This is a genomic window from Massilia sp. BGA-UO-ETr-WB1 (genome assembly GCF_059567845.1).
In genome coordinates, this window is record NZ_JCAQOT010000027.1 from 1,037,732 (window position 1) to 1,060,303 (window position 22,572).

The following is a 22,572-nucleotide window of genomic DNA, read 5'->3' on the forward strand; positions in this document are numbered from 1 at the left end:
CATGCAACTCAATTTGTTAGTAGACGGCGGCGTGCCGCTGCAGACGGGCGGACCAGCGGCCGGATCGGCCGGCGCGGCTGGCGGGACGGCTGCGCAGCCAGTGGCTGGATCCGTGCCGGCGGCCGCCGCCCTGCCCGCGCCGGTGCTGGCGCTGACCGGCATCAGCAAACGCTTCGCCGGCATCGTGGCGCTGAATAAGGTAGCGCTATCCGTGCGCCCCGGCGAAGTGATGGCGCTGATCGGGGAAAACGGCGCCGGCAAGTCGACGCTGGTCAAGACGCTGACCGGCATCTACCGCCCGGACGAAGGCACCATGGAACTGTGCGGCAAACCGGTGGCCTTCGCCAGCGCGCAGGAAGCCATGCGCGCCGGGATCACCGCCGTGCACCAGGAAACGGTGATGTTCGACGAGCTCACCGTGGCCGAGAACATCTACGTCGGCCGCCACCCCTGCAAGGGAGCGCTTGGCCGCGTGGACTGGCGCCTGATCGAGGCCGAAGCGGAAAAACTGTTCGAACGCCTGGAAGTATCGCTGCCGGTGCGCGCCAAGGTGAAAGACCTGAGCGTGGCGCAGCGCCACTTCGTTGAAATAGCGCGCGCCTTGTCGCAGGATGCGCGCGTGGTCATCATGGACGAGCCGACCGCTTCGCTGTCGCAGCGCGAAATCCAGGAGCTGTACCGCATCATCGCCCAGCTGCGCGCGGCGGGCACCGCCGTCATCTTCATTTCGCACAAATTCGACGAGATCTTCGCCGTGGCGGACCGCTACACCGTGCTGCGCGACGGCCAGTTCATCGCCGAAGGCGCGCTGTGCGACATCACCGAACCGGAACTGGTGGCGCTGATGGTGGGCCGCGCGGTGCACCAGGCCTATCCCAAGGCGGACGTGACGCCCGGCCCGGTGCTGCTGGAAGTGGACGGCTTCTGCCACCCCACCGAATTCGAGAACGTGAGCTTCACGCTGCGCCAGGGCGAGATCCTGGGCTTCTACGGCCTGGTCGGCGCCGGCCGCTCCGAAGTGATGCAGGCGCTGTTCGGCCTGAGCACCGGCGTGCGCGGCTCGGTCAAGCTGGGCGGCCGGCAGGTGCGCATCACCTGCCCCGCCGACGCCATCGCCAACGGCATCGCCTACGTGCCGGAAGACCGCCAGCACCAGGGCGCGCACCTGTCGCTACCCATCCTGCAGAACATCACCCTGCCCATCCTCGGCAAGGTGGGCTTCCTGCTGCGCAGCCGCCGCGCGCAGGAGAACAGCATCGCGCGCCACTTCAGCGAGCAGCTGGAGCTGAAGGCCAGCCACCTGACGCAGCTGGTCTCCGAACTTTCGGGCGGCAACCAGCAGAAGGTGGTGCTGGGCAAATGGCTGGCCACCAATCCGCGCGTGATCATCCTGGACGAGCCGACCAAGGGCATCGACATCGGCTCCAAGGCCGCCGTGCATAAATTCGTCAGCGAATTGGTTGGCAAAGGCCTGTCGGTGATCCTGGTGTCGTCCGAGCTGCCGGAAGTGCTGGGGCTGGCGGACCGCGTGGTGGTGATGCACCAGGGGCACATCACCAATGTATTCGAGCGGGCCGAGGCCACGCCTGAGAAAGTGGTGGCGGCGGCTTCGGGCTGCGCGCTGCAGGTAGAGGAATGCGCATGAACGCACTGAAAAGCTTGCTGAAACAAAGGGAGGCGCTGCTGGCGCTGATGATAGTGGGCCTGATCCTGCTGGTGGGCCTGCGCGCGCCGGTGTTCCTGAGCGGCGCCAGCCTGGCCGGCCTGCTCACCGACAGCACGCTGCTGATCATGCTGGCGCTGGCGCAGATGCTGGTGATCGTCACGCGCGGCGTGGATCTGTCGGTGGCGTCCAACCTGGCGCTGTCGGGCATGATGTCCGCGCTGCTGGCGGCGCGCTACCCGGAACTGCCGCTGTTGCTGGTGATGCTGTCCGCCGTGGCCATCGGCCTGGCGCTGGGCCTGATCAACGGCTGGCTGATCGGCTACCTGCAACTGCCGCCCATCGTCGTCACGCTGGGCACCATGAGCGTCTACCGTGGACTGGTGTTCGTGCTGTCCGGCGGCGCGTGGGTGTCGTCGCACCAGATGCCGCCAGACTTCATCGCCTTCCCGCTGACCCGCCTGTTCGGCATCAGCCACCTGGTGTGGATCGCTGCGGCAACCGTGCTGGCGGCGGTGTTCATCGCCCGCCACAGCCGCTTCGGCCGCGACCTGTACGCAGTGGGCAACGAGCCGGCGTCGGCGCGCTATGTCGGCATTCCGATCGCGCGCCGCCTGCTATGGACTTACGGCCTGTCCGGCTTGGTGGCGGGCCTGTGCGGCTACCTGTGGGTGGCGCGCTACGCGGTGGCCTACACGGAAATCGCCTACGGCTTCGAGTTCACCGTGATTGCGGCCTGCGTGATCGGCGGCATCAGCATCGCCGGCGGCACCGGCACGGTGGCAGGCGCGGTGCTCGGTGCGCTGTTCCTGGCCGTGATCGGCAACGCCCTGCCGGTGCTGAAAGTGTCGCCGTTCTGGCAAAGCGCGCTGACCGGCATCGTCATCCTGACCGCCGTCATGATCAACGCGCGCGGCAACAAGAGCGCCGGCCGCCAGATCCTGCCGCTGCATCTCGTTAAACCTGCTCAACCTGCCACTGGGAGTGCCGCGTGAATCCTGCGCCTGTTTCGTCTACATCCTCGTCTGCATCCACGTCCCGTTACATCATCCAGGACCGTCCCGGCTTCCGCCTGGGCGCGGCGCTGGGCCGCTGGGAAAGCCTGCTGGCCCTGCTGCTGGCGGCGTCCTTCGTGGTCTGCGGCATCGTGTTGCCGAACTTCCTCGACCCCTACAACCTGGCCGACGGCACCTTCAACTTCAGCGAGAAGGCGCTGATCGCCCTGCCCATGGCGCTGCTGATCATCTGCCGCGAGATCGACATCTCGGTGGCCGGCACGCTGGCGCTGTCGTCGGTGGCCATGGGCTACGCCAAATCCATCGGCCTGCCGCCGGAAAGCCTGCTGTTCGTGGCGCTGGCCACCGGTACCGCCTGCGGCTGGCTGAACGGCTGGCTGGTGACGCGCTGGGCGCTGCCTTCGATCGTCGTCACCATCGGCACCGTGTCGCTGTTTCGCGGACTGGCCAGCGTGGTGTTGGGCGACCAGGCCTACACCGGCTACCCGCAGATCATGATGGACTGGGGCCAGGGCTACTTCTTCGACTTCATTCCACGCGAGTTCGTGGTGCTGCTGGTGTTCGCCGCCATCTTCGCGTTCGTGCTGCACGCAACCAGCTGGGGCCGCCGCATCTACGCCATCGGCAACAACCCGGTGGCGGCGCGCTTCTCCGGCATCCCGGTGGAACGCTACCGCCTGGTGCTGTTCATGGTGGCGGGCGCCATGGCCGGCCTGGCGGCTTACCTGCTCACCGGCCGCATCGGCAGCACGCGGCCCAACATCGCCATGGGCTGGGAGCTGGAAGTGATCACCATGGTGATCCTGGGCGGCGTCAGCATCGCCGGCGGCGCGGGCACCATCGGCGGCGTGCTGCTGGCGGTGCTCACGCTGGGCACCGTGACGTACGGCCTGTCGCTGGCCAACATCCCCGGCATCTACATGACCATCGTGGTCGGCATCCTGCTGCTGGTGACGATTGCCCTGCCACGCCTGCTGCGCGGCCGCAAGGTGGCCAAATGACGCGCTCCAGCGCAGCCGCCATCGTGCTCGACATCGGCAAGACCAACGTCAAGCTGGCGCTGATCGATGGCGCCGGCCGCACGCTGGCCGAACAGCGCAGCCCGAACGCCATCGTGGCGGAAGGACTGTACCCGCACCACGACACCGACCGGATCTGGAGCTGGATGCTGGAAGTTATGCGCGGCTTCGCGCAGCTGGCCCGCGTCGGCGCCATCGTCCCCGTGACGCACGGCGCCACGGCGGCGCTGGTGGACGACGAGGGCTTGGTGCTGCCGGTGCTCGACTACGAGTTCGAGCTGCCGCCCTCGCAGGACGCGGCCTACCGCGCGCTGCGGCCGTCCTACTCGTCCAGCCGTTCGCCTCTGCTGCCTGCTGGCCTGAACCTTGGGCGCCAGCTGGCGTGGCAGGCGCACGCCTATCCCGAACAGTTCGCGCGGGCGCGGCATATCCTCATGTATCCGCAATACTGGGCGTGGCGCCTGAGCGGCGTCGCGGCCAGCGAGGTGACCTCGCTCGGCTGCCACACGGATCTGTGGCAGCCGGCGCGGCAGCAGTATTCCGCGCTAGTGGAACGCATGGACTGGAGCGGCCTGTTTCCCGCGCTGCAGCCGGCCTGGGCGCAGCTGGGCGCACTGAAGCCGGGGCTGGCGGCGCAAACCGGCTTGCCGGTGGATTGCCAGGTTGTCTGCGGCATCCACGACAGCAACGCCTCGCTGCTGCGCCATCTGGGCGGCGCGGTCCCGCGCACGGTGCTGTCGACCGGGACCTGGGTGATCGCCGCCGCCATCAGCATGCCGCTGGACGGCCTGCGCGAGGAGGCGGACATGCTCGCCAACAGCAACGCGCTGGGCGAACCAGTGGCCTGCATGCGCTTCATGGGCGGGCGCGAGTTCGGCGAACTGGCCGGCGCGGCGCCCGAGCAGTGCTCGGTGGAGGATCTGCAACGGCTGATAACGCAAGGCACCATGGCGCTGCCCTGCTTCGCCGCAGCCGGCGGGCCGTTCGGCGGCCGTGCGGGCTCGGTTGCCGGCCCGGCGCCACGGACGGCGCAGGAGCGCTATGCGCTGGCCACGCTGTATTGCGTGCTGATGAGCGATTATTGCCTGTCGGCGCTGGGTGTGTCGGAAGGTGAAATCGTGGTGGAAGGCAGCTATACCGGCAATCCCTACTTCGCGCCGCTGCTCGCCGCGCTGCGCCCGGCGCAGGCGGTGGCCTGCTCGGACGACACCAGCGGCACCACTTTCGGCGCATGGATGCTGGCGCATTGGGGCGAGCCAGGCGGGCAGAATGAGCAGGATGCCCCGGATGGGCGGTTCGGCGCCAGCCATCGGCCGGCCGCCGCCGAACCGCTCGCCCTGCCCGGCTGGGCCGCCTACCGCGCGCGCTGGCTGGCCGCGCTGTAAGGCGGCCCGGCGCGCAAGCCAGCCCTAGGCGTCGCCACGCGCTGCCGCTTCGATCTTGGCGACGTCTATCTTCCCCATCTCCATCATCGCCGCGAAAGCGCGCTTGGCCACGTCGCCGCCCTGGGCCATGGCGTCGGTCAGCACGCGCGGCGTGATCTGCCAGGACAGGCCCCACTTGTCCTTGCACCAGCCGCACGCGCTCTCCTGTCCGCCGTTGTTGACGATGGCGTTCCAGTAGCGGTCGGTCTCGGCCTGGTCATCGGTGGCGATCTGGAAGGAAAAAGCCTCGCTCTGCTTGAAAGCATCGCCGCCGTTCAGGCCCAGGCATGGCACGCCGCACACGGTGAACTCGACGGTCAGAACCTGCCCAGCCTTACCGCCTGGAAAATTGGAAGGCGCGTGATGAATCGCGCCGACCGCGCTGTCCGGAAAGACGCTGGCGTAAAACTGCGCAGCCGCTTCCGCGTCGTCCTTGTACCACAGGCAAATCGTATTTTTCTTCATTTCAATTCTCCTTTCAGTCTCCGTGTTTTGGGCCCGGCATCGGCCCATCAGCATACCAGCCTTCCGGTTTAGCGCGCGCTGTCGATGATCATGCCGCCATCCGGCGTGAGACTGTAGCCCGTGATGAACTGCGCGTCCCTGCTGGCGAGGAACAGCACTACAGGCGCCACGTCGTCCTCCGGCGAGCCATAGCGGGACAGCGCGTTGGCCGGCGGCGGGGCGTTGGCCGCGCCCCAGGTGTCCGCCACCGGCAGCACGTTGTTCACGGTGATATTGTCCGCGCCCCACTCGCGCGCGGCGGAGCGCGTCAGCGCGCGCACCGCCTCCTTAGCCATGTTGTAAGGGCCGTAGCCGACCATGCCGAGCACGCCGGCCAGCGAGGCGAAGTTGATGACGCGCCCTTCGCCGCTGGCCTTCAGCCAGGGGTAGCAGGCCTGCATGGTACGCAGATACGAGATCGGCCCCATCTCGAAATTGCGCTGCAATTGTTCGGCCGACAGGTCCAGGATGGGCGACAGCACTGCGGATGGATCGAAGGCGTTATTGACCAGGATGTCGATGCCGCCGTATTCGGCCGCCACCCGGCCGACCGAAGCCTTGATCTGATCGGGATTGGCTACATCGCAGACCATGCCAAGCGCGGAGCCGCCCGCGGCGCGGATGTCGGCCACCACCTGCTCCACGTTGCCGGGGGTGCGCGACAGTACAGCGACCTTTGCGCCTTCCGCCGCGAACAGTTTCGCCGTGGCGCGGCCTATGCCGCGCCCTGCGCCGGTAACGATGGCAATCTTGCCGTTGAGTCGAGTCATTTCTTTCTCCAATGAGTAGGGGTTTATTGATGCGCGACGCGGCGTGGACGTCCAATCCGTAGCGTGAAGCGATAATATGGACTAACATTGATCCGAACAAGTAGGATGAAAAAGTGACCCTTAGTATGGAAAAGCAGACTAATAGCGCCGAAATCAACATGCACGAAGAGATGCGCCGTGCCTTCGCTCTCCTTTCGGGCAAGTGGAAACTGGAGATTCTGTGGCTGCTCAATCAGCGGATTCACCGCTTCGGCGAGTTGCGGCGCGCGATACCGGGCATTACGCAGCATATGCTGACGGCGCAGCTGCGCGAACTGGAGGCGGACGGCCTGGTGTCGCGCACCGTTTTCGCCGAGGTGCCGCCCCGGGTGGACTACGAGATCACGCATAAGGCGCGCCAGCTCGGCCCGACGATGGAGGCGCTGACCGCATGGTGGAGATCCTATGGGATGACCGTCGACACGAAGCGCCCGGTCTCAAGCGGGCGCAAGGCAAAATAAAAAAACGCGACACGGCGGTCCGCCGGTGTCGCGGGGAACGCCCCTCATCGAGTGGGGCAGGAGATCGTCAGCCGGGACGCTATGGCGCCGGGGCTTTCAGCAGGATGCTGGTGGGCTGGTCGCGCTCGACGCGCAGGATGCCGCCGGCTTCCATCAGTTCGGCCACCTGGATCGAGCTGCGGCGCTGCTCGGGGCCATCCAGCTTGGCGTCCGCGCCGCGCCGGCCGGGGTGCGTGAAATAGAACAGGTAGGCGCGGCCGCCGCTGACCACCACGTCCGCATGGCCGCCCTGCACCTGGTCGTCCGCGCCCTGCCCCGGCCCCTTCAGCAGATTGTCCGGCTGCCGCTTCCAGTTGACGGCGTCGTCCGAGCGGTACACGCCCAGGCCTTGCCACACGTCGGTGATCATCCACCACGAGCCGCGCCACTGGAATACTTTCGGCCCCTCGCCGGCCTGGTCGCCGACGGCGCGGCCATGGTCGGTCCAGTTCGTCAGATCCTTGCTGTCGGCGTAGTAGATCGACTTCCTGTCGGCCTCGTTGTTGTACCACATGCGCCAACCGCCGCCCGGCAGGCGTGCCACGCAGGCGTCGATGATGCTCTCGGAGGCCAGCTTGATCAGCCCCGGCTTGCGCCAGTTGCGCATGTCGGTGCTGGTCAGGTGCACCATGTGGCGCGGATGCTTCCAGTCGCTGAACACGCCCGGCACCACGGTCAGGTACATGTGGTAGACGCCGTCGTCGCCTTGCACGATCTCGGGCGCCCAGTGCGTGGCGTCCTTGCCGCCCAGCTCGGGCGGCAGTTCAATGTCCGCCACGCCCGTGTAGGTCCAGGTGGCGCCGGCGTCGTCCGACTCGGCGATGCCGATGCGGGTGCCGTGCACCCAGGTGACGCCGGACAGGCCGGGCGATTTGGCGCGCCGGTTGGTGTAATACATCCACCATTTGCCGCGCGCCGCGTTCCAGATCACCACCGGGTCGGCCGCGCCGTCTTCCACCGGATCGCGGAACAGCGGCTTGGCCGCCACCCTGGCCTTGTCGGCCACCGGTTCGCCGAAGTCCGGCGTGCCGTCGGCATTCCAGCGCAGCACTTGCACGCGCGTGTGCCGGTTCTGGTCGCGCAGCGGATCGCCCTTGATGTCCCGGTAGTCGCGCGCATGGTAGACCAGCACGTCGGTCTTGCCGTCCGGCGTGGTGGTGAAGGAGTTGTGGCCCGGCCCGTACTGGCCATTGGCGCTCTTGAACACCGGCACAGAGGACTTGCGCCACGAGGCGGCGTCCAGCAGGTTGGCGCCCACCGGGGCGCTCAGCAAGCCGAGGGCGTAGTTGGCGTCGGTGGCGCTGGCGGAATACGTGAGGTACACGCGGCCGTTGCGCACCAGCGCGGACGGCGCTTCGTTGACATCGTGCTTGACCTTCTCCCACGCATATTGGGGATGCGACAGCATGGTGGCCGGGCCCTTGATCGACAGCGGCGTGTCCATTTCAGCCAGGTAGATATTGGTGCCCTGGTAAGCCGGCTCGGCGCCGCGCTGCGTCCAGGCCAGGTAGCGCTTGCCGCCCAGCGCGAAGGTGGTGGCGTCCAGCGCGAAGCTTTCCCAGCCCGTTTTCAGCTGGCCGCGCTCCACCCATTCTCCTTGCAGCGGATCGGCCGAGCTGTTCTCCAGCACGTACAGGCGAATTTCCCAGTGCGCGTCCGCGCGGCCGGCGGTGAAGTAGATGTACCATTTGCCGTCGATGCGGTGCAGCTCCGGCGCCCATATGTGGTAGCTCATCGGGCCGCTGGCGTGCTGGCGCCACACCACCTGCGCCTTGGCGCTGCCCAGTTCATCCAGTGTGCGCGCGCGGCGCAGCTCGATGCGGTCGTACTCCGGCACCGTGGCCGTGAAGTAGTAGTAGCCGTCGCTGTGCAGCGTGACGTGGGGATCGGCGCGCTGGCGCACCAGCGGGTTGCCGAAGACCGGGTCGGAGGCGGCGGCCGCCGCCGGCAATGCCGCCAGCATGGCGGCGGCAAGAAGAGTGAGTTTTGAAAGCATCTGTTTTATCGGTACGTTGCGGCGCCGGGAGGCAGGGCCGCCTTGTCATTGCATTCTATGGGAGCGTAGCGCGGATTCCCCTGTGCGGGCTGAAACAATCACGCCGATGATCGGATCGAAAAAAAAGGGCCGCGCCATCTCTGGCGCGGCCCTTTTCATGTGCCGGGGACGATCAGAATTCTTCCCAGTCGCTGCTGGCCGGCTTGGCGTTGGCCAGCTTGGCCGGCGCGGCGCGCTTGGCTGGTGCTGCGGGAGCGCGTGCTACCGCCGTGCCGATGGGGGCAACCTTGGCGCGGCTGGCCGCCTTCGTTGGCGCCTGCTCTGCGCCGATCTTGAAGGCGGCCACCGCCTGCGACAGTTCCTCGGCCTGGTCGCGCATCAGCTGCGCGGCTGCTGCGGTCTCTTCCACCAGCGACGCGTTCTCCTGCGTCACCTGGTCCATCTGCGTGATGGCCTGGTGCACCTGGGCGATGCCTGCGTTCTGCTCGTCGGTGGCGGCGCTGATGGCGGCCACGATGTCCGTCACCTGGCGCACGCTGGTCACCACCTGGCTCATGGTGGCGCCGGCCTGCTCGACCAGCTTGGTGCCGGAACCGACCTTGTCCACCGAGTCCTCGATCAGCACCTTGATTTCCTTGGCCGCAGCCGCCGAACGCTGCGCCAGGTTGCGCACTTCGGTTGCCACCACCGCGAAACCACGGCCCTGTTCACCGGCACGCGCCGCTTCCACGGCCGCGTTCAGCGCCAGGATGTTGGTCTGGAAGGCGATGCCGTCGATCACGCTGATAATGTCCACAATCTTGCGCGACGACTCGTTAATCGACGACATGGTCTGCGTCACCTGGTCCACCACGCTGCCGCCCTTCACTGCCACGTCCGACGCGGACAGCGCCAGCTGGTTGGCCTGGCGCGCGTTGTCCGCGTTCTGGCCGACGGTGGAGCTCAGTTCTTCCATGCTGGACGCGGTCTGCTCCAGCGCGGCCGCCTGCGAGGCGGTGCGCGAGGACAGGTCGCCGGTGCCGGCTGCGATCTGCTGCGATGCCGAGCTGACCGTCTCGGTCGAAGTGCGCACCTTGCCGATCACGGCGCCGATATCGGTCAGCAGCTTGTTGAAGGCGACCGCGGTGTGGCCCACTTCGTCCATGCGCTCGACGCGCACTTGCTGCGTCAGGTCCAGCGACTGGCTCACGCCTTCCAGCGTGCCCTGGATATTGCTCAGGCTACCGCTGATGATGCGGTACAGCTGGTAGCCCAGGAAGCCCGTCACCACCAGCGCCGCCACCATCACGCCCACCAGCAAGGTGAAGGCGGATTCGTAGGCGGCGATCGATTCGGCGCGCACCTTGTCGATCAGGGTGTTGTTGTAGGCGATGTGGTCGTCCAGCGCCTTCTTCACGCCGGCCGCGCCGATCGCCAGCGGCGAGCCGCCGATCAGCGTGGCGCGCACGCCGTCCATGTCGCCAGCGTGGGACGCTTCCAGGAACGGCACCAGCGCCTTGCGGTAGGTGGCCATCGCTTCGCGGTCCGCTTCCACCATCTTGCGGTCGGTGTCGTCGGTGACGTTTTCTTTTTCGTACTTGGCCAGGATTTCGTCGAACTTGGCGTGCGCGTCGTTATAGGCCTTCAGCAGCGAGGCCTTGTCCGGCATCTTGCACGGGTCCGGGCACTCGGCCGGCGCCGGCGCGGAGAAGACGGACAGGCGGTAGCCGGCCAGCCGGCTGTCGGACACGGCGTTCTTGGCCATGTTCAAGCCGGCGATGCTGGGAATGAGTTCGGTCTGGACGGTGTCGAGGCGGGCTTGCGCGCGCTGCAGTTGCAGTACGCCGTTACCGCCGACAAATAACAGCGCCAGTAATGCCACAGACAGGGTCAGCATCAGGCGTTTGGTAATCGTCATGGTGATTCTTCTCTGAAGGGGGGATTGATACGGGATAGTGACTATTATATGACTATCGTGTAACTATCTTGTTACTAGGAAATAATGTCCACCCCCATTGTAACTAGCATGCCAGCTCTTGGCTATAATGCCGGGACTGCCAACCGGGCATTTATCAAGGATTGTTGGGATGACACATCATGTAGCGGCGCACGCTGTGAAAAACGCGGCCAAAATCGCTGGATACTTAACATTTGCGGCCGTCCTGGCTGTGCCCACCGCGGCCATGGCCGGCGATGCGAATCCCTTCGAGCTGGTGGAGGATAAACCGCTGAGCGAACTGTGGGTGAATCCCGGCTTCTATTCCTACCATTTCGATCGCGAAAAGAATCTGAACGACCGCAATCCCGGCATCGGCGCCGAGTACCGCTTCTCCACCGTGGCGGCGGCTACCGCGGGCCGCTTCTATAACAGCGACCGCCAGTATTCCAATTACGCGGGCGTGTATTACCAGCCCTTCGCCATCGGCCCGGTGCGTTTCGGCGCGGTGGTCGGCGGCTTCAGCGGCTATCCGAAAATGCGCGACGGCGGCTGGTTCCTGGCGGCCATCCCGGTGATGAGCTTTGAGTACCAGCGCGTGGGCGCCAACATCGCCGTCATCCCGCGCTACAAGGACCGCCTGTATGGCGCACTATCTGTACAGTTGAAGTTCAAACTCACAGACTGACATGGATCTCACCGCACCACAGGACGACGCCGCTCGGCTTGCCGCATACATTCAAAGCGCGCAGCCGGCGGATCCCTGTGCGCGGCAGGCCGCGCTGGCGGCGCTGGAGCGGCTGCAAGCCATGCAGGCCGAACTGCAGGAAAAGCTGGTGCGGCACGACAGTTTCTACGTGCTGCTGTCGCGCCTGACCCCGGTGGTGTCGCGCGCCCGTTCGCTGGAAAGCCTGTGCCTGGGCGCCTGCCGCATCATCGCCGCGCAGCCCGGCATCCAGATCGTCGATGTCAGCTACCGCGATGAAGCCACCGGCAAGCTGCGCCTGCTCACATCGGTGGAGCGCGACGGCGCGGAACGCGAATGGCGCAGCGGCGACGACACGGCGGACGCCGACTGGTTCGCGCCCGAGCTGGCCGGCGAGGCGCTGGAATTGGGTGAGATGCGCTTTTCAAACCAGCTCAACACCGGCTGCCAGCGGCGCTGCATCGCGTCCTGCATGTCGATCCCGCTGTTTGCCAACAACCGGCGCTGGGGCGTGCTGTCGCTGTATTCGCTGCACAGCGATCTGTTCGACTCGTTCTACCTGGAGCGCGCCGGCGAAATCGGCTCGGAGCTGAGCTTCGGCCTGGAGCGCCTGGTCAACGCGCAGGAGCTGTACCGGCTGGCGCGCACCAATCCCCTCACCGGCCTGCCCAGCCGCACCCACTTCGAAGAACAGATCGCCGCGCTGGCCGCCGCCGAGCAGCGCGGCACCGTCCTGCTGATTAACATCAACCGCTTCGACGAAATCAGTTCGGCCTACGGCAACAGCGCCGCCATCGGCCTGATGCGCGCCATCGCGCAGCGCCTGAACATGGAGGTGGCGCCGCGCATGCTGCTGTCGCACATCGGCATCGGGCGCTTTGCGCTGTTCTACCCGGCCGACGAACCGGGCACGCCGTCGGCGTACGTGCGCGACACCATCGTGCCGCTGCTGCAAGGCTCCTACCATGTGGACGACCACCGCATCTGGTGCACCATCAACGCCGGCGCGGCGGCGCTGCCGGAAGACGGCACCTCGGCCGATGCGCTGCTGGTGAAAGCGTGGGACGCGCTGGCCGGCGCGCGGGTGAAGGAAGAACGTTTCGGCCATTACGACCGGCACGCGGACCAGGCGCTGGCGCGCGAGCTGAGCCTGGAGTCCGAACTGCGCGACGCTATCGTGCGGCGCGAGTTCGTCAACTACTACCAGCCCAAGATCGACCTGAAGTCCGGCAAGCTGTCCGGTGCCGAGGCGCTGATACGCTGGAACCATCCCACGCGCGGCATCGTGCCGCCGGCCGAATTCGTGCCGGTGCTGGAGCGCAGCGGCCTGGTGATCGCGGCCGGGCGGCAGGTGATGGAACAGGCCATGGCCGACTGGCGCGCGTGGTACGACGCGGGCTTGAACCCGCCGCAGATCGCCGTCAACGTGGCGCCCGCGCAGTTCCGCTGCGATACGCTGATCGGCGATATCGAGCGGGTGCTGAAGACCGCCGGCGCCGAACTGCATCCGCTGTCGATAGAAATCACCGAGAGCAGCCTGGTGGCCGACCACGCCCGCGTGGTGGATATTTTGACCCGCATCCGCCGCCACGGCGTGCCGATTGCGATAGACGATTTCGGCACCGGCTATTCGTCGCTGGCCTACCTGGTGACGCTGCCGGTGGACGTGCTCAAGGTGGACCGCTCGTTCGTGATGAAGATGGCGCACGACGCCGGCTATATGGGCCTGGTGAGCACCATCGTGTCGCTGGCGCACAACCTGGATTTGAAGGTGGTGGCCGAGGGGATTGAAACCGAGGAAGAGGCCAAGCTGCTGCGGCTGCTGCGCTGCGAGCAGGGACAGGGCTATATCTACAGCAGGCCGGTGCCTGCTGCGGGATTCGAGACGATGTTGAAGGAGCAGGAGAACGGCGGGTCACGCTCTGCGGACCCGGCGTCCCCAGCGTAACCCGCCATCGATCCGCCACTAGTGCGGCTTGCCCTTCGACGACACCGCAATCTGGTCGAGGATATGTTTCGGCACCTCGGCGTAGTGCTTGAACTCCATGGTGTACGTGGCCCTGCCCTGCGTCAGCGAACGCAGCGTGGTGGAATAGCCGAACATCTCGGCCAGCGGCACCAGCGCGCGGATGATCTTGCCGCCGCCGCCCGGGATCTCGTCCATGCCCTGCACCATGCCGCGCCGCGACGTCAGGTCGCCCATGGCGTTGCCCATGAACTCCTCCGGCGTTTCCACCTCCACGTGCATCATCGGCTCCAGCAGCACCGGCGAGGCGCGCCGCATGCCTTCCTTGAACGCCATCGAACCGGCCATGCGGAAGGCGTTCTCGTTCGAGTCCACGTCGTGGTAGGAACCGAAGGTGAGCGTCACCTTCACGTCCACCACCGGATAGCCCGCCAGCACGCCGGTCTGCAAGGTCTCCTGGATGCCCTTGTCCACCGCCGGGATGAACTCGCGCGGGATCACGCCGCCCTTGATGGCGTCCACGAACTCGTAGCCTTTGCCCGGCGCCGCCGGCTCCACCGTCAGCACCGCGTGGCCGTACTGCCCGCGCCCGCCGGACTGCTTGACGAACTTGCCCTCCACGTCGCTGGCGGTCCTGGTGATGGTTTCGCGGTAAGCCACCTGCGGCTTGCCCACGGTGGCCTCGACGCCGAACTCGCGGCGCATGCGGTCCACCAGGATCTCCAGGTGCAGCTCGCCCATGCCGGACATGATGGTCTGGCCCGACTCCTGGTCGGTGTGCACCTTGAACGACGGGTCTTCCTGCGCCAGGCGGTTCAAGGCAATGCCCATCTTCTCCTGGTCGGCCTTGGTCTTCGGCTCCACCGCCTGCGAAATCACCGGCTCGGGGAAGATCATCTTCTCCAGCACGATCACATGGTCAGGGTTGCTCAGCGTGTCGCCGGTGGTGACGGCCTTCAGGCCGACCGCCGCCGCGATGTCGCCGGCGTACACCTCCTTGATCTCCTTGCGCTCGTTGGCGTGCATCTGCAGGATCCGGCCCAGGCGCTCCTTCTGGCTCTTGGTCGGGTTGTACACCGTGTCGCCCGAATTCACCACGCCGGAATAGACGCGGAAGAAGGTCAGCTGGCCCACGAAGGGGTCGGTCATGATCTTGAAGGCGAGCGCGGAGAACGGCTCGTCGTCCGTTGGATGGCGTTCGATCGGATTGTCCTGCTCGTCGTGGCCGTTAATGGCGGGCACGTCCACCGGCGAAGGCAGGTACTCGATCACCGCGTCCAGCATGGCCTGCACGCCGCGGTTCTTGAAGGCGCTGCCGGCCAGCATGGGCACGATCTCGTTGCGGATGGTGCGCGCGCGCAGCCCCTGCTTGATCTCGGCCTCGCTCAAGGCTTCGCCGTTCAGGTATTTATCCAGCAGCTCGGGCGAACCTTCGGCGGCCGCCTCCACCATGTGGTCGTGCCACTTCTGCGCCAGCTCTTTCAAGTCGGCCGGAATTTCCTCGTAGCTGAACTTCACGCCCAGGCTGGCGTCGTCCCAGTTAATGGCGCGCATTTTCACCAGGTCCACCACGCCGTGGAAGTTGTCCTCGGCGCCGAGCGGAATCTGGATCGGCACGGCGGTGCCTTTCAGGCGGTCCTTGATCTGCTGCTGCACGCGGAAAAAGTCCGCGCCCACGCGGTCCATCTTGTTGATGAAGGCAATGCGCGGCACCTTGTACTTATTGGCCTGGCGCCAGACGGTCTCGGACTGCGGCTGCACGCCGCCCACCGAGTCGTACACCATCACGGCGCCGTCCAGCACGCGCATGGAACGCTCCACCTCGATGGTGAAGTCGACGTGGCCTGGGGTGTCGATGATGTTGATGCGGTGCTCGGGGAAATTGCCGGCCATGCCCTTCCAGAAGGCGGTGGTGGCCGCCGACGTGATGGTAATGCCGCGCTCCTGCTCCTGCTCCATCCAGTCCATGGTGGCGGCGCCGTTGTGCACCTCGCCTATCTTGTGATTGACGCCGGTGTAGAACAGGATGCGCTCGGTGGTGGTGGTTTTGCCGGCATCGATGTGAGCGCTGATGCCGATATTGCGGTAACGCTCGATAGGTGTCTTGCGGGTCATCACAATCTCCTTGAAACGAGGGCCCGGCATTGGGTCGTCGTTGATTCTAACAGTAATGGAAACGAAGGGATCACTGAAGTATGGCGTGCTTTACCAAATTCAAGCCTACCCAAAAGAGGGGTATCTTTGCCTGGAGTGCGCCGCATTTGCCACAAATCAATATAGACTGCCTGCCAACGCATACTTTTGTCATCCCCATGAAGACCAGAACGCAGCAAACCATCCATACACTGATCGCCGTGACTGCGGTGGCAACCCTCACGCCACTGGCCGCACACGCCCAGGACGCTTCCGAAATCGAAATCCTCCTGCAGCGCTGCTCCACGCTGGGCGACCCGAGCGCCCGCCTGGGCTGCTACGACGCGTTGGCCAAGAAAGGTCCGCTGGCTTCCACGCCGCCGGCCAACGGCGCCGCGCCAGGCACCCAGCCGGCGCCGGCCAGCGAGGTGGCAGCGGTGATTGCCCCGGCCGTGGCGGCCGCCAAGGCCGAAGCGGCGCCCACCGCCATGGACGCGGTGAACGGCGCCGAGCCGGAGAAGGAATTGTCGCGCATGGTGCAGCGCTGGGAGCTGGACCAGCCGTCCAAGCGCGGCGTGTTCTCCTTCAGGCCGCACCGCGACACCTATCTGCTGCTGGCCAACTACAGCAACGGCACCAACGACGGTCCGTTCAAGGACTTCACGCCGGCCGGCCTGAAAAGCCAGCACGTGGAGCTGAGCTACCAGCTCAGTTTCAAGATGAAAATGATGGAAGGCATCGCCAACAGCCCCTTCGATCTGTGGTTCGCCTACACCCAGCAGAGCTTCTGGCAGGCCTATAACCGTTCGGCCTCCAGCCCCTTCCGCGAGACCAACTACCAGCCGGAGCTGATGGCGGTGGCGCCGCTCACCGCCGGCATCGGCGAAGCGCGGCTGCGCTACGTGAATTTCGGCCTGGTGCACCAGTCCAACGGCCAGACCTCCACGCTGTCGCGCAGCTGGAACCGGCTGTATGCGGAAGTGGGCGGCGAATGGGGGCAGCACTTCAGCGCCACGCTGCGCCTGTGGCAGCGGCTGGACAACGCCAAGTCGGACAATGACAACATCGATATCAGCGACTTCATGGGCCGCGGCGACCTGCGCCTGGCCTACCGCAACGCCGGCCACGAATACTCGCTGCTGGCGCGCCGCAACCTGAGCAGCAAGCATGGCTTCCTGCAGCTGGGCTGGAATTTCCCGCTCCGGGACAATCTGAAGGGATACCTGCAAGGCAGCACCGGCTACGGCCAGAGCCTGATCGACTACAACTACGCCCAGATGTCGGTGGGCGCAGGCGTACTGGTGGAATTCTAGCGGCCGGGCGAGCCGCGCAGCACGCGGGCCGGCAGCATGACGATGGCCCGCAGCAGCTCGAACACGGCTTCCACGCCCACGCCGATCAGCCGGAACGGCAGCAGCACCAGCCACACCAGCGGGTATAGCAGCAAGGCCAGCAGGGCCAGCGGCCAGCACAAAAACAGCAGAACCAGCCACAACACAAAACTCAGCATGATGCGCTCCAGGCAGTACGTTTCGGACAACGTTAATGTAACCGAAGCGGCCGCCCTGCCGCTTGCCATGCGACCGGCTGCACGCTGCGCCGACAAATGGTTAAAAAACCGGAATGAACGGTGCGCCGCCGGCAGTCTTCCTGTCAGGCGGTGTTGCTAACTTGCAAAGGTATGCGCGCCAGCACGCCGCTGCCGAAGTCGGCGTAGAACGGCAGATCCTCGCGGTGCGCATAACCGATGAAGCAATCGCACTTGTAGCGCGGACAGGAGCGCTGCTGCAGCATGTGCTCCAGCGGCTCCGTGTAGAGATTGCCTAGGCGTTCGGGCAGGAAATGACAGCGCTGCACCTCCCCTTCCCCGTCCACCGACAGCACCTCGGCTCCCGCCCGGCAGGGCTTGCCGCGCGATGGCGCCGGCTTGCGGCTATATGCGAACCACGGGTCGATCGCGTCCAGCCACAGCAAATCCTCCGGGCGGTAGTAGCCCGGGCCGCGCCGGTCATAGGCGTTGAGCCAGATATAGTGCCGGGCCGGCAGCGCCGCCCGCAGCGCGCGGATCGCGCCGAAGTGCTCGCGCATGGCCACCACGCCCACGGAAAACCGCACGCCCAGCCGCTCCAGGCGCAGGCAGCGCTCGAGGAAACGCTCCAGGCTGGTCTGGTCCGGGTGATAGGTGCACCAGAGCCCGAGCTTGTCCCGCTCCGCGTCCTGCAGCCACGCGAGCGGGCCGGACAGATTGGTCTGCAGCGCCACCTGGCGCACGTGCGGCATGTGCGACAGCGCCTGCATCGCCGTCCGGTAGTGGCGCCGCACCAGCGCCTCGCCCCAGGGCGTGAACAGGACGCTGACCGGGCGCTGCTGCTGTCCCACCCAGGCGTTGAAACGCGCCACTTCGGCGGCGTCGCGGGCCAGCCTGGCCCGGCTGTCGGCGCGCTTGGCGAACGGGCAGTAGCTGCAGGCGTAGTTGCAGCTCTCCAGCGTGCCCCGGTACAGCAAGGACAGCACCGGCTGCTCGGGACCGAACGTGGCCGCCGGGGCCATCGCGGCCATCGGCAACCCTGTCAGCATGCCGGTCCGCCGTCCGCCATCAGCGCGCGGACCGCGTCCGATGCCAGCCAGGGGCCTATCGTGTCGGCATAGGCGTAGCCGCGCCGGTTCAGGCGCATCAGGCCGCTCAGGCAGGATTGCGCCTCCAGCAAGCCGAGCTGGTCCAGTTCCAGCAACTGGGGCAGGTCCTGCAGGCAATCGCTGCCGAAGCGCGCGCGATAGGCGGCCGGATCGAGGCCCGGCTCCGTCAGCAGCGACTGGATAACGTAGCGCCGGCGCTGCTCCTCCGGCCCCAGCGCAAAACCATGGTGGGCCTGCGCAAAGCCGTCCTCGCCGAGCGCCAGGTAGGCTTCGATGATGTCGGCGGTGCCGCTGCGGCCCACCGCGTAGTCGGTGGAATAGTGCAGGCGCTGCGTGTAGGCGCGCGCGCCCGCCCCCATCCCGACCATGCCGTCGTTCTGGCAGCAATACGACGGCCCGTCCTGCGCCGGCGCGTGCGGCGCGCGGAACATGCGCATCGACACCTGCTCGTAGCCCTGCGCGAGCAGGTGGTCGCGCGCGGCCTGGTACAGGTCCAGGCGGCTGTCGCCGGCTTGCGCCAGCATCACCGGGTCGAACGAGGTGACGCCTTTGCGGCTGGCCAGCTTGCCCAGGCCGGTATGCGGCCGCACATACAGCGGATACAGGTACAGTTCTTCTGGCGCGAACGCCAGCGCGCTGTCGATCGAGGCCAGCAGGCTGGCGACGGTCTGGCCGGCGATGCCGTAGATCAGGTCCAGGTTCAGTGTGGGAAAGCCGGCGGCGCGGATATGCGCTATGGCCTGCCGCACCACGCTATTTTGATGCGGCCGCGCCAGCGCGCGCATTTCGCCGGCCGCGAAACTCTGGATGCCCAGGCTCACCCGGTCCACACCCATGCTGCGGCATACGGCCAGCCGCTCGGGCGTGACGGTTTCCGGCGAGGCTTCGATGCCGGCGGGCGTGGCCTGCAGGTCGACGCCGAGAATGTCGCGCGCGCCGTCCAGCAGCGTTTGCAGTTGCGCCGCGCTCAGGTAGGTGGGCGTGCCACCGCCGATGGCAAAGCGCGCGAAGCGGCGTTCGCCCAGCACCCGGTCCAGCACGCGCATCTGCCGGACCACCTGTGCCACGTAGCGCTCCACCAGTTCGGGCTGCGGGCGCGCCATGGCGAACAGGTTGCAAAAGCCGCAGCGCATTTCGCAGAACGGCACGTGGATGTAGGCGAACAGGGCCGAACGGTCCTGCTCGGCCCACAGCCGCTCCAGCGATTCCGCCTGCGGCAAGGCGCGGTAGGCTGCCTTGTGCGGGTAGGAGTAGGAGTAGGCCTGGTAAGGCGTCTGGCGCATGCGCTGTGCGAGTGTGCCTGGGGCGTCGGACTGGTTCACGGTGGGCTCGCTTCTTGATGTTCGAGGAAAAAATGCGCGTAGGGGACGGTCCACACCGTTTCGTGCGCCAGGCGGTGGCCCTGGTAGCCGTCCTCGCCGTAGGCGCTGCCATGGTCGGAGCACAGGATGACGAAGGTGGGCGCGCGCGCGGCGCAGCCCGTCAGCAGCGGCGCCAGCGCGGCGTCCACATGGCGCAGCGCGGCCGCGTGGCTCTCGACCGTGTCCCCGCTGCTGCCGGGCAGGTGGACCCGGTTGGGCGCGTGGATGGCGGCCACGTTAATGAACAGGAACATGCGCTGCCGGCCAAGTTGCTGCATCTGCCGCAGCGCCAGCGCCACCTGGCGCTCGGCCGAGCGGCGCTGGCCGACACCCATCGCGGGCGACCAGTGGCTTTCGTCGAACATGCCGGGCAGTACCCTGCCGAGCGCGGTGAGCTTGTTGAAGAAGCCCACCCCGCCGATGCAGATGGTGCGGTAGCCCCGCGCGGCCAGGCCGGCGACGATGCTCTCTTCCTCGAATACGCAGGTGTGCGCGGAGGTGGTTTCGCTGCCGCGAAAAGCCGTGGCGAACAGGCGCGCATGGCGCCCCGGTTCGGCGGGCGTCGGCAGAAAACCGGCAAAGAAGGCGTGGTGCGCGGCGTAGGTGAAGCTGGCCGGGCTATGGCGCCGCTCCCAGCCGGTGCGCGGCAGGCAGGGCCCCAGCACCGGCAGCCCGCCGTCCAGGAACAGGCGCTGCGCCACGTCGTAGCGCAAGGTGTCGAGGGTGATGAAGACGATGTCGTGGCTGCCCACCACCGCCCGCATGTCCGGTATCGCGTCTGGATCGGGTTTCATGGCAGTGCCAGCAGTTGGCCGGCGTAGCTGTCCCGGCCGTTGCGCAGCAAGCCCGGCAGCAGGTCGCCGAAGGCGTTGGCTTCGAGCACATGCGCGTGGCCGCGCCGGACCACGATATCCAGGCCAATCACGTTGCTGGCCGGAAAGGCGGCGGCGGCCTCCCGCGCCACCCGCTCCAGCGCGAGCTGGTCCGGGGCGGCAAGCAGGCCGTCGATATCGGCGCGCTGGTTGCCCAGGTGCAGATTGGTCATCATGCGCGTGCCCATGCGCGCCACGCGGTGCGCCGGCTGGCCGGCCAGCGTCAGCATGCGCACGTCGTAGTGGCCGTTGCCGCAGCGCGGCTTGGGCAGCCAGGTTTCCACGTAGGCTTGCTGGCCTGCCAGCAAGTCCACCAGCTGGACGATGTCCGCCTGCCGGTCGTAGCGGCGCAGACGTTTCACGTTGTACAGGCGCGCGCCGCCCGCCCCCTGCAGCAAGTGCGCCGAACTGGTGGCCTGCTCGGCGCCGCGTCCGTTGCGCCGGTAGGCGATCACGCCCGAGGCGCTGGAGCCGTAGCGCGCTTTGACGAAAACCTGGTCGAGGGCGTGCTCGTCCATGATGGCGCGCAAGTGGCCGTAGCCGTCCACCGGTCCCAGCAGCCGGGGCGTGGGGACTTGGCAGGCGATCAGGTGCTGCTGGCAGCGCAGCTTGTCTGTCATGAGCAGCAGTTCATGCGGCGCGTTCAGGACGCGCACGTGGGGGCGGTCCGCCAGTAGCGCGGCGATGCGCTGCATGGCGGTAGACAGACCGGCGAACCAGGCCGGCGACACCGACAGCTCGCCGAACTCGGGCGCTTGCGGCACGGCGCAGCCCAGCGCCTGCGCCCCTTCGCGCACCAGCTTGTGGTGCAGGGCCGGATCGTCGCCCGGGGATTCGATCTTGAAATCGCAAGGCCGGGCCAGGGCCGCATCGAGCAATGCCGGTTGCGCCAGCCACTCGCTCCACTCCACCAGCACCGCCGGCCGCAGCCCCAGCTGCTGGCGCGCAGCCTGCATCAGCCGCATCCGCTTGCCGGCAGCGACGCCCAGCAGCACGCACGGCGCATTGTTTACCAAATTACTCACCCACGGCGACGTAGCGATATCCGTCGTCTTCCTCCTCGGGGTCGTCCAGTATCACCTGCACCGGCAGCGTCCTGAGCTGCTCCTGCCATTGGGCGGAAATATAGTGGTGCGACAGGTCCAGGAATTTGAGCTGCGGAACGAGCGGGCTCTTGAACAGCGCTTCCGCGCCGGTGTCGCCAATGGTGCCCAGCGACAGATCCAGCGTGTTGAGCTGACCGACCACTTCGTGCGAGGCCAGCATGACCGCCAGGTCGTCGGCAATCTCGGCGTCGCGCAGGCCCAGGTACTTCAGCTCGGGCGTCACCAGCGCGGCCAGCACGCGGCGGTACAGTTCCGCGTCGCCGGAAAAGCCGTAATCCTCGGTGCCGAGCCACAGTTCGAGATGGTTCAGCTTCGGCATCGAGGACGCCGCCAGGGCTTCGGCCACCTCGGCCGGCAAGCCGCCGCTTTCGATGGTGAAGGAGCGCAGGGCCGGATGGGTGAACGGTTCGATCGCCAGGTCCGTGCCGCCGCGGATGCGCAAGGCTTCCAGTTGCGGGTAAGCCGCCAGCAAGGGCGTGTAGTCGCCCTGGATAATCCAGGAAATCTCGCATTCTTCAAACGTCATGTCGCCGATGAACAGCGCGCGCAGATTGGGCAATTCCGGCGCCAGGGCGATCAGCTTGTCCAGGATGTCCTGAACGCCGTTCTCGGCAGGCGCGCCCCAGCTGCCGATGATCAGCGCATCGAGTTGCGCCTTGTCGACCTGCGCCAGGAACTCGTCGATCAGGTCGGCCATCTCCTTTTCGTCGTCATAGTCCAGCGCCAGGCGGTAGACGGACTTCTGAATGTCGAGCGCATCGCCGGACTCGAAAGTGGCCACCGGCTTGTTGAAAAAACTCTCTGTTTCCTGTGAAATCGTCATGGAGCCATCCCCGTAGTTGGAAAAATGCAGCTGGCGCACAGGATAGCATCATGCTCCCATGAAAAATGCGCGCTTTGTCACGTTTGCATAAAAGTACATGGTGGCCAGCCTGGGCTCTGATG

At 66.5% G+C, this 22,572-nt stretch carries 19 protein-coding genes; 8 read left to right on the forward strand and 11 right to left on the reverse strand.

Annotation, left to right across the window (positions count from 1 at the left end; genetic code table 11):
- The first annotated feature begins 1 nt into the window (after window position 1).
- Genes AC56DV_RS31360 through AC56DV_RS31375 form a run of 4 tightly spaced genes read left to right on the forward strand, consistent with a single transcriptional unit; the run spans window position 2 to window position 5,083 of the window.
- Window positions 2-1,645 (forward strand): sugar ABC transporter ATP-binding protein, encoded by a 1,644-nt coding sequence (locus AC56DV_RS31360; RefSeq protein WP_496318110.1) that lies wholly within the window; start codon window positions 2-4, stop codon window positions 1,643-1,645.
- A complete protein-coding gene (locus AC56DV_RS31365; RefSeq protein WP_496318111.1) occupies window positions 1,642-2,658 on the forward strand; it encodes an ABC transporter permease in 1,017 nt (338 codons plus the stop codon). The genes AC56DV_RS31360 and AC56DV_RS31365 overlap by 4 nt, the downstream gene beginning before the upstream one ends.
- Window positions 2,655-3,680 carry an ABC transporter permease gene (locus AC56DV_RS31370; protein WP_496318112.1) on the forward strand — a complete coding sequence of 342 codons (1,026 nt, stop codon included), beginning with the start codon at window positions 2,655-2,657 and terminating at the stop codon, window positions 3,678-3,680. Before AC56DV_RS31365 ends, AC56DV_RS31370 begins: the two co-directional genes overlap by 4 nt.
- Window positions 3,677-5,083 (forward strand): FGGY-family carbohydrate kinase, encoded by a 1,407-nt coding sequence (locus AC56DV_RS31375; RefSeq protein ID WP_496318113.1) that lies wholly within the window; start codon window positions 3,677-3,679, stop codon window positions 5,081-5,083. The genes AC56DV_RS31370 and AC56DV_RS31375 overlap by 4 nt, the downstream gene beginning before the upstream one ends.
- A 24-nt stretch (window positions 5,084-5,107) precedes the next feature.
- Here the strand turns inward: AC56DV_RS31375 and AC56DV_RS31380 are convergent, their stop codons facing one another.
- Both AC56DV_RS31380 and AC56DV_RS31385 read right to left on the reverse strand, forming a co-directional pair.
- Window positions 5,108-5,587 carry a VOC family protein gene (locus AC56DV_RS31380; protein WP_496318114.1) on the reverse strand — a complete coding sequence of 160 codons (480 nt, stop codon included), beginning with the start codon at window positions 5,585-5,587 and terminating at the stop codon, window positions 5,108-5,110.
- A 68-nt stretch (window positions 5,588-5,655) separates the two neighbouring features.
- On the reverse strand, window positions 5,656-6,396 hold the full coding sequence (locus tag AC56DV_RS31385; RefSeq protein ID WP_496318115.1) for an SDR family NAD(P)-dependent oxidoreductase: 741 nt from the start codon (window positions 6,394-6,396) through the stop codon (window positions 5,656-5,658).
- A 125-nt stretch (window positions 6,397-6,521) separates the two neighbouring features.
- Here AC56DV_RS31385 and AC56DV_RS31390 point away from each other — a divergent pair, with 125 nt between their 5' ends.
- On the forward strand, window positions 6,522-6,896 hold the full coding sequence (locus tag AC56DV_RS31390; RefSeq protein WP_496318116.1) for a winged helix-turn-helix transcriptional regulator: 375 nt from the start codon (window positions 6,522-6,524) through the stop codon (window positions 6,894-6,896).
- A gap of 79 nt (window positions 6,897-6,975) precedes the next feature.
- Here the strand turns inward: AC56DV_RS31390 and AC56DV_RS31395 are convergent, their stop codons facing one another.
- Together AC56DV_RS31395 and AC56DV_RS31400 are read right to left on the reverse strand one after the other, a co-directional pair.
- Window positions 6,976-8,931 carry a family 43 glycosylhydrolase gene (locus tag AC56DV_RS31395; protein WP_496318117.1) on the reverse strand — a complete coding sequence of 652 codons (1,956 nt, stop codon included), beginning with the start codon at window positions 8,929-8,931 and terminating at the stop codon, window positions 6,976-6,978.
- 172 nt (window positions 8,932-9,103) lie between these two features.
- Entirely contained in the window at window positions 9,104-10,828 is a 1,725-nt protein-coding gene (locus tag AC56DV_RS31400) for a methyl-accepting chemotaxis protein (protein ID WP_496318118.1), read from the reverse strand.
- A 265-nt stretch (window positions 10,829-11,093) separates the two neighbouring features.
- On the opposite strand from AC56DV_RS31400, the gene AC56DV_RS31405 reads away from it, so the two are divergent.
- Complete coding sequence (locus AC56DV_RS31405; RefSeq protein WP_496318512.1) at window positions 11,094-11,534, forward strand: hypothetical protein; 441 nt, start codon at window positions 11,094-11,096, stop codon at window positions 11,532-11,534.
- Window position 11,535: 1 nt separating this feature from the next.
- The gene (locus AC56DV_RS31410; RefSeq protein WP_496318119.1) at window positions 11,536-13,500 is read left to right on the forward strand and encodes a putative bifunctional diguanylate cyclase/phosphodiesterase; all 1,965 of its coding nucleotides are present in this window, start codon (window positions 11,536-11,538) and stop codon (window positions 13,498-13,500) included.
- Between the two features lie 18 nt (window positions 13,501-13,518).
- On the opposite strand, the gene fusA is transcribed toward AC56DV_RS31410, so the two are convergent.
- Complete coding sequence (fusA, locus tag AC56DV_RS31415; RefSeq protein WP_496318120.1) at window positions 13,519-15,633, reverse strand: elongation factor G; 2,115 nt, start codon at window positions 15,631-15,633, stop codon at window positions 13,519-13,521.
- A gap of 197 nt (window positions 15,634-15,830) precedes the next feature.
- Here fusA and AC56DV_RS31420 point away from each other — a divergent pair, with 197 nt between their 5' ends.
- A complete protein-coding gene (locus AC56DV_RS31420; protein ID WP_496318121.1) occupies window positions 15,831-16,964 on the forward strand; it encodes a phospholipase A in 1,134 nt (377 codons plus the stop codon).
- Here AC56DV_RS31420 and AC56DV_RS31425 read toward each other — a convergent pair.
- The 6 genes from AC56DV_RS31425 to AC56DV_RS31450 form a co-directional block, all read right to left on the reverse strand.
- A complete protein-coding gene (locus tag AC56DV_RS31425) occupies window positions 16,961-17,161 on the reverse strand; it encodes a hypothetical protein (protein WP_496318122.1) in 201 nt (66 codons plus the stop codon). The genes AC56DV_RS31420 and AC56DV_RS31425 overlap by 4 nt on opposite strands.
- Before the next feature lie 143 nt (window positions 17,162-17,304).
- Entirely contained in the window at window positions 17,305-18,228 is a 924-nt protein-coding gene (locus AC56DV_RS31430) for an STM4011 family radical SAM protein (RefSeq protein ID WP_496318123.1), read from the reverse strand.
- Window positions 18,222-19,610 carry an STM4012 family radical SAM protein gene (locus AC56DV_RS31435; protein ID WP_496318124.1) on the reverse strand — a complete coding sequence of 463 codons (1,389 nt, stop codon included), beginning with the start codon at window positions 19,608-19,610 and terminating at the stop codon, window positions 18,222-18,224. Before AC56DV_RS31435 ends, AC56DV_RS31430 begins: the two co-directional genes overlap by 7 nt.
- Entirely contained in the window at window positions 19,607-20,443 is an 837-nt protein-coding gene (locus AC56DV_RS31440; protein ID WP_496318125.1) for an STM4013/SEN3800 family hydrolase, read from the reverse strand. The genes AC56DV_RS31435 and AC56DV_RS31440 overlap by 4 nt, the downstream gene beginning before the upstream one ends.
- Entirely contained in the window at window positions 20,440-21,546 is a 1,107-nt protein-coding gene (locus AC56DV_RS31445) for an STM4014 family protein (RefSeq protein WP_496318126.1), read from the reverse strand. The genes AC56DV_RS31440 and AC56DV_RS31445 overlap by 4 nt, the downstream gene beginning before the upstream one ends.
- Window positions 21,539-22,450, reverse strand: coding sequence for an STM4015 family protein (locus AC56DV_RS31450; RefSeq protein WP_496318127.1), 912 nt, complete (start codon window positions 22,448-22,450; stop codon window positions 21,539-21,541). The genes AC56DV_RS31445 and AC56DV_RS31450 overlap by 8 nt, the downstream gene beginning before the upstream one ends.
- Between the last annotated feature and the right edge of the window lie 122 nt (window positions 22,451-22,572).

What these genes read in the sequence shown, in the direction of transcription:
- AC56DV_RS31360 (WP_496318110.1), top strand. Translation starts at nt 2, where the DNA reads ATGCAACTCAATTTGTTAGTAGACGGCGGCGTGCCGCTGCAGACGGGC.
- AC56DV_RS31365 (WP_496318111.1), top strand. Translation starts at nt 1,642, where the DNA reads ATGAACGCACTGAAAAGCTTGCTGAAACAAAGGGAGGCGCTGCTGGCG.
- AC56DV_RS31375 (WP_496318113.1), top strand. Translation starts at nt 3,677, where the DNA reads ATGACGCGCTCCAGCGCAGCCGCCATCGTGCTCGACATCGGCAAGACC.
- AC56DV_RS31380 (WP_496318114.1), bottom strand. Translation starts at nt 5,587, where the DNA reads ATGAAGAAAAATACGATTTGCCTGTGGTACAAGGACGACGCGGAAGCG.
- AC56DV_RS31385 (WP_496318115.1), bottom strand. Translation starts at nt 6,396, where the DNA reads ATGACTCGACTCAACGGCAAGATTGCCATCGTTACCGGCGCAGGGCGC.
- AC56DV_RS31390 (WP_496318116.1), top strand. Translation starts at nt 6,522, where the DNA reads ATGGAAAAGCAGACTAATAGCGCCGAAATCAACATGCACGAAGAGATG.
- AC56DV_RS31395 (WP_496318117.1), bottom strand. Translation starts at nt 8,931, where the DNA reads ATGCTTTCAAAACTCACTCTTCTTGCCGCCGCCATGCTGGCGGCATTG.
- AC56DV_RS31400 (WP_496318118.1), bottom strand. Translation starts at nt 10,828, where the DNA reads ATGACGATTACCAAACGCCTGATGCTGACCCTGTCTGTGGCATTACTG.
- AC56DV_RS31405 (WP_496318512.1), top strand. Translation starts at nt 11,094, where the DNA reads ATGGCCGGCGATGCGAATCCCTTCGAGCTGGTGGAGGATAAACCGCTG.
- AC56DV_RS31410 (WP_496318119.1), top strand. Translation starts at nt 11,536, where the DNA reads ATGGATCTCACCGCACCACAGGACGACGCCGCTCGGCTTGCCGCATAC.
- fusA (WP_496318120.1), bottom strand. Translation starts at nt 15,633, where the DNA reads ATGACCCGCAAGACACCTATCGAGCGTTACCGCAATATCGGCATCAGC.
- AC56DV_RS31420 (WP_496318121.1), top strand. Translation starts at nt 15,831, where the DNA reads ATGAAGACCAGAACGCAGCAAACCATCCATACACTGATCGCCGTGACT.
- AC56DV_RS31425 (WP_496318122.1), bottom strand. Translation starts at nt 17,161, where the DNA reads ATGCTGAGTTTTGTGTTGTGGCTGGTTCTGCTGTTTTTGTGCTGGCCG.
- AC56DV_RS31430 (WP_496318123.1), bottom strand. Translation starts at nt 18,228, where the DNA reads ATGCTGACAGGGTTGCCGATGGCCGCGATGGCCCCGGCGGCCACGTTC.
- AC56DV_RS31440 (WP_496318125.1), bottom strand. Translation starts at nt 20,443, where the DNA reads ATGAAACCCGATCCAGACGCGATACCGGACATGCGGGCGGTGGTGGGC.
- AC56DV_RS31450 (WP_496318127.1), bottom strand. Translation starts at nt 22,450, where the DNA reads ATGACGATTTCACAGGAAACAGAGAGTTTTTTCAACAAGCCGGTGGCC.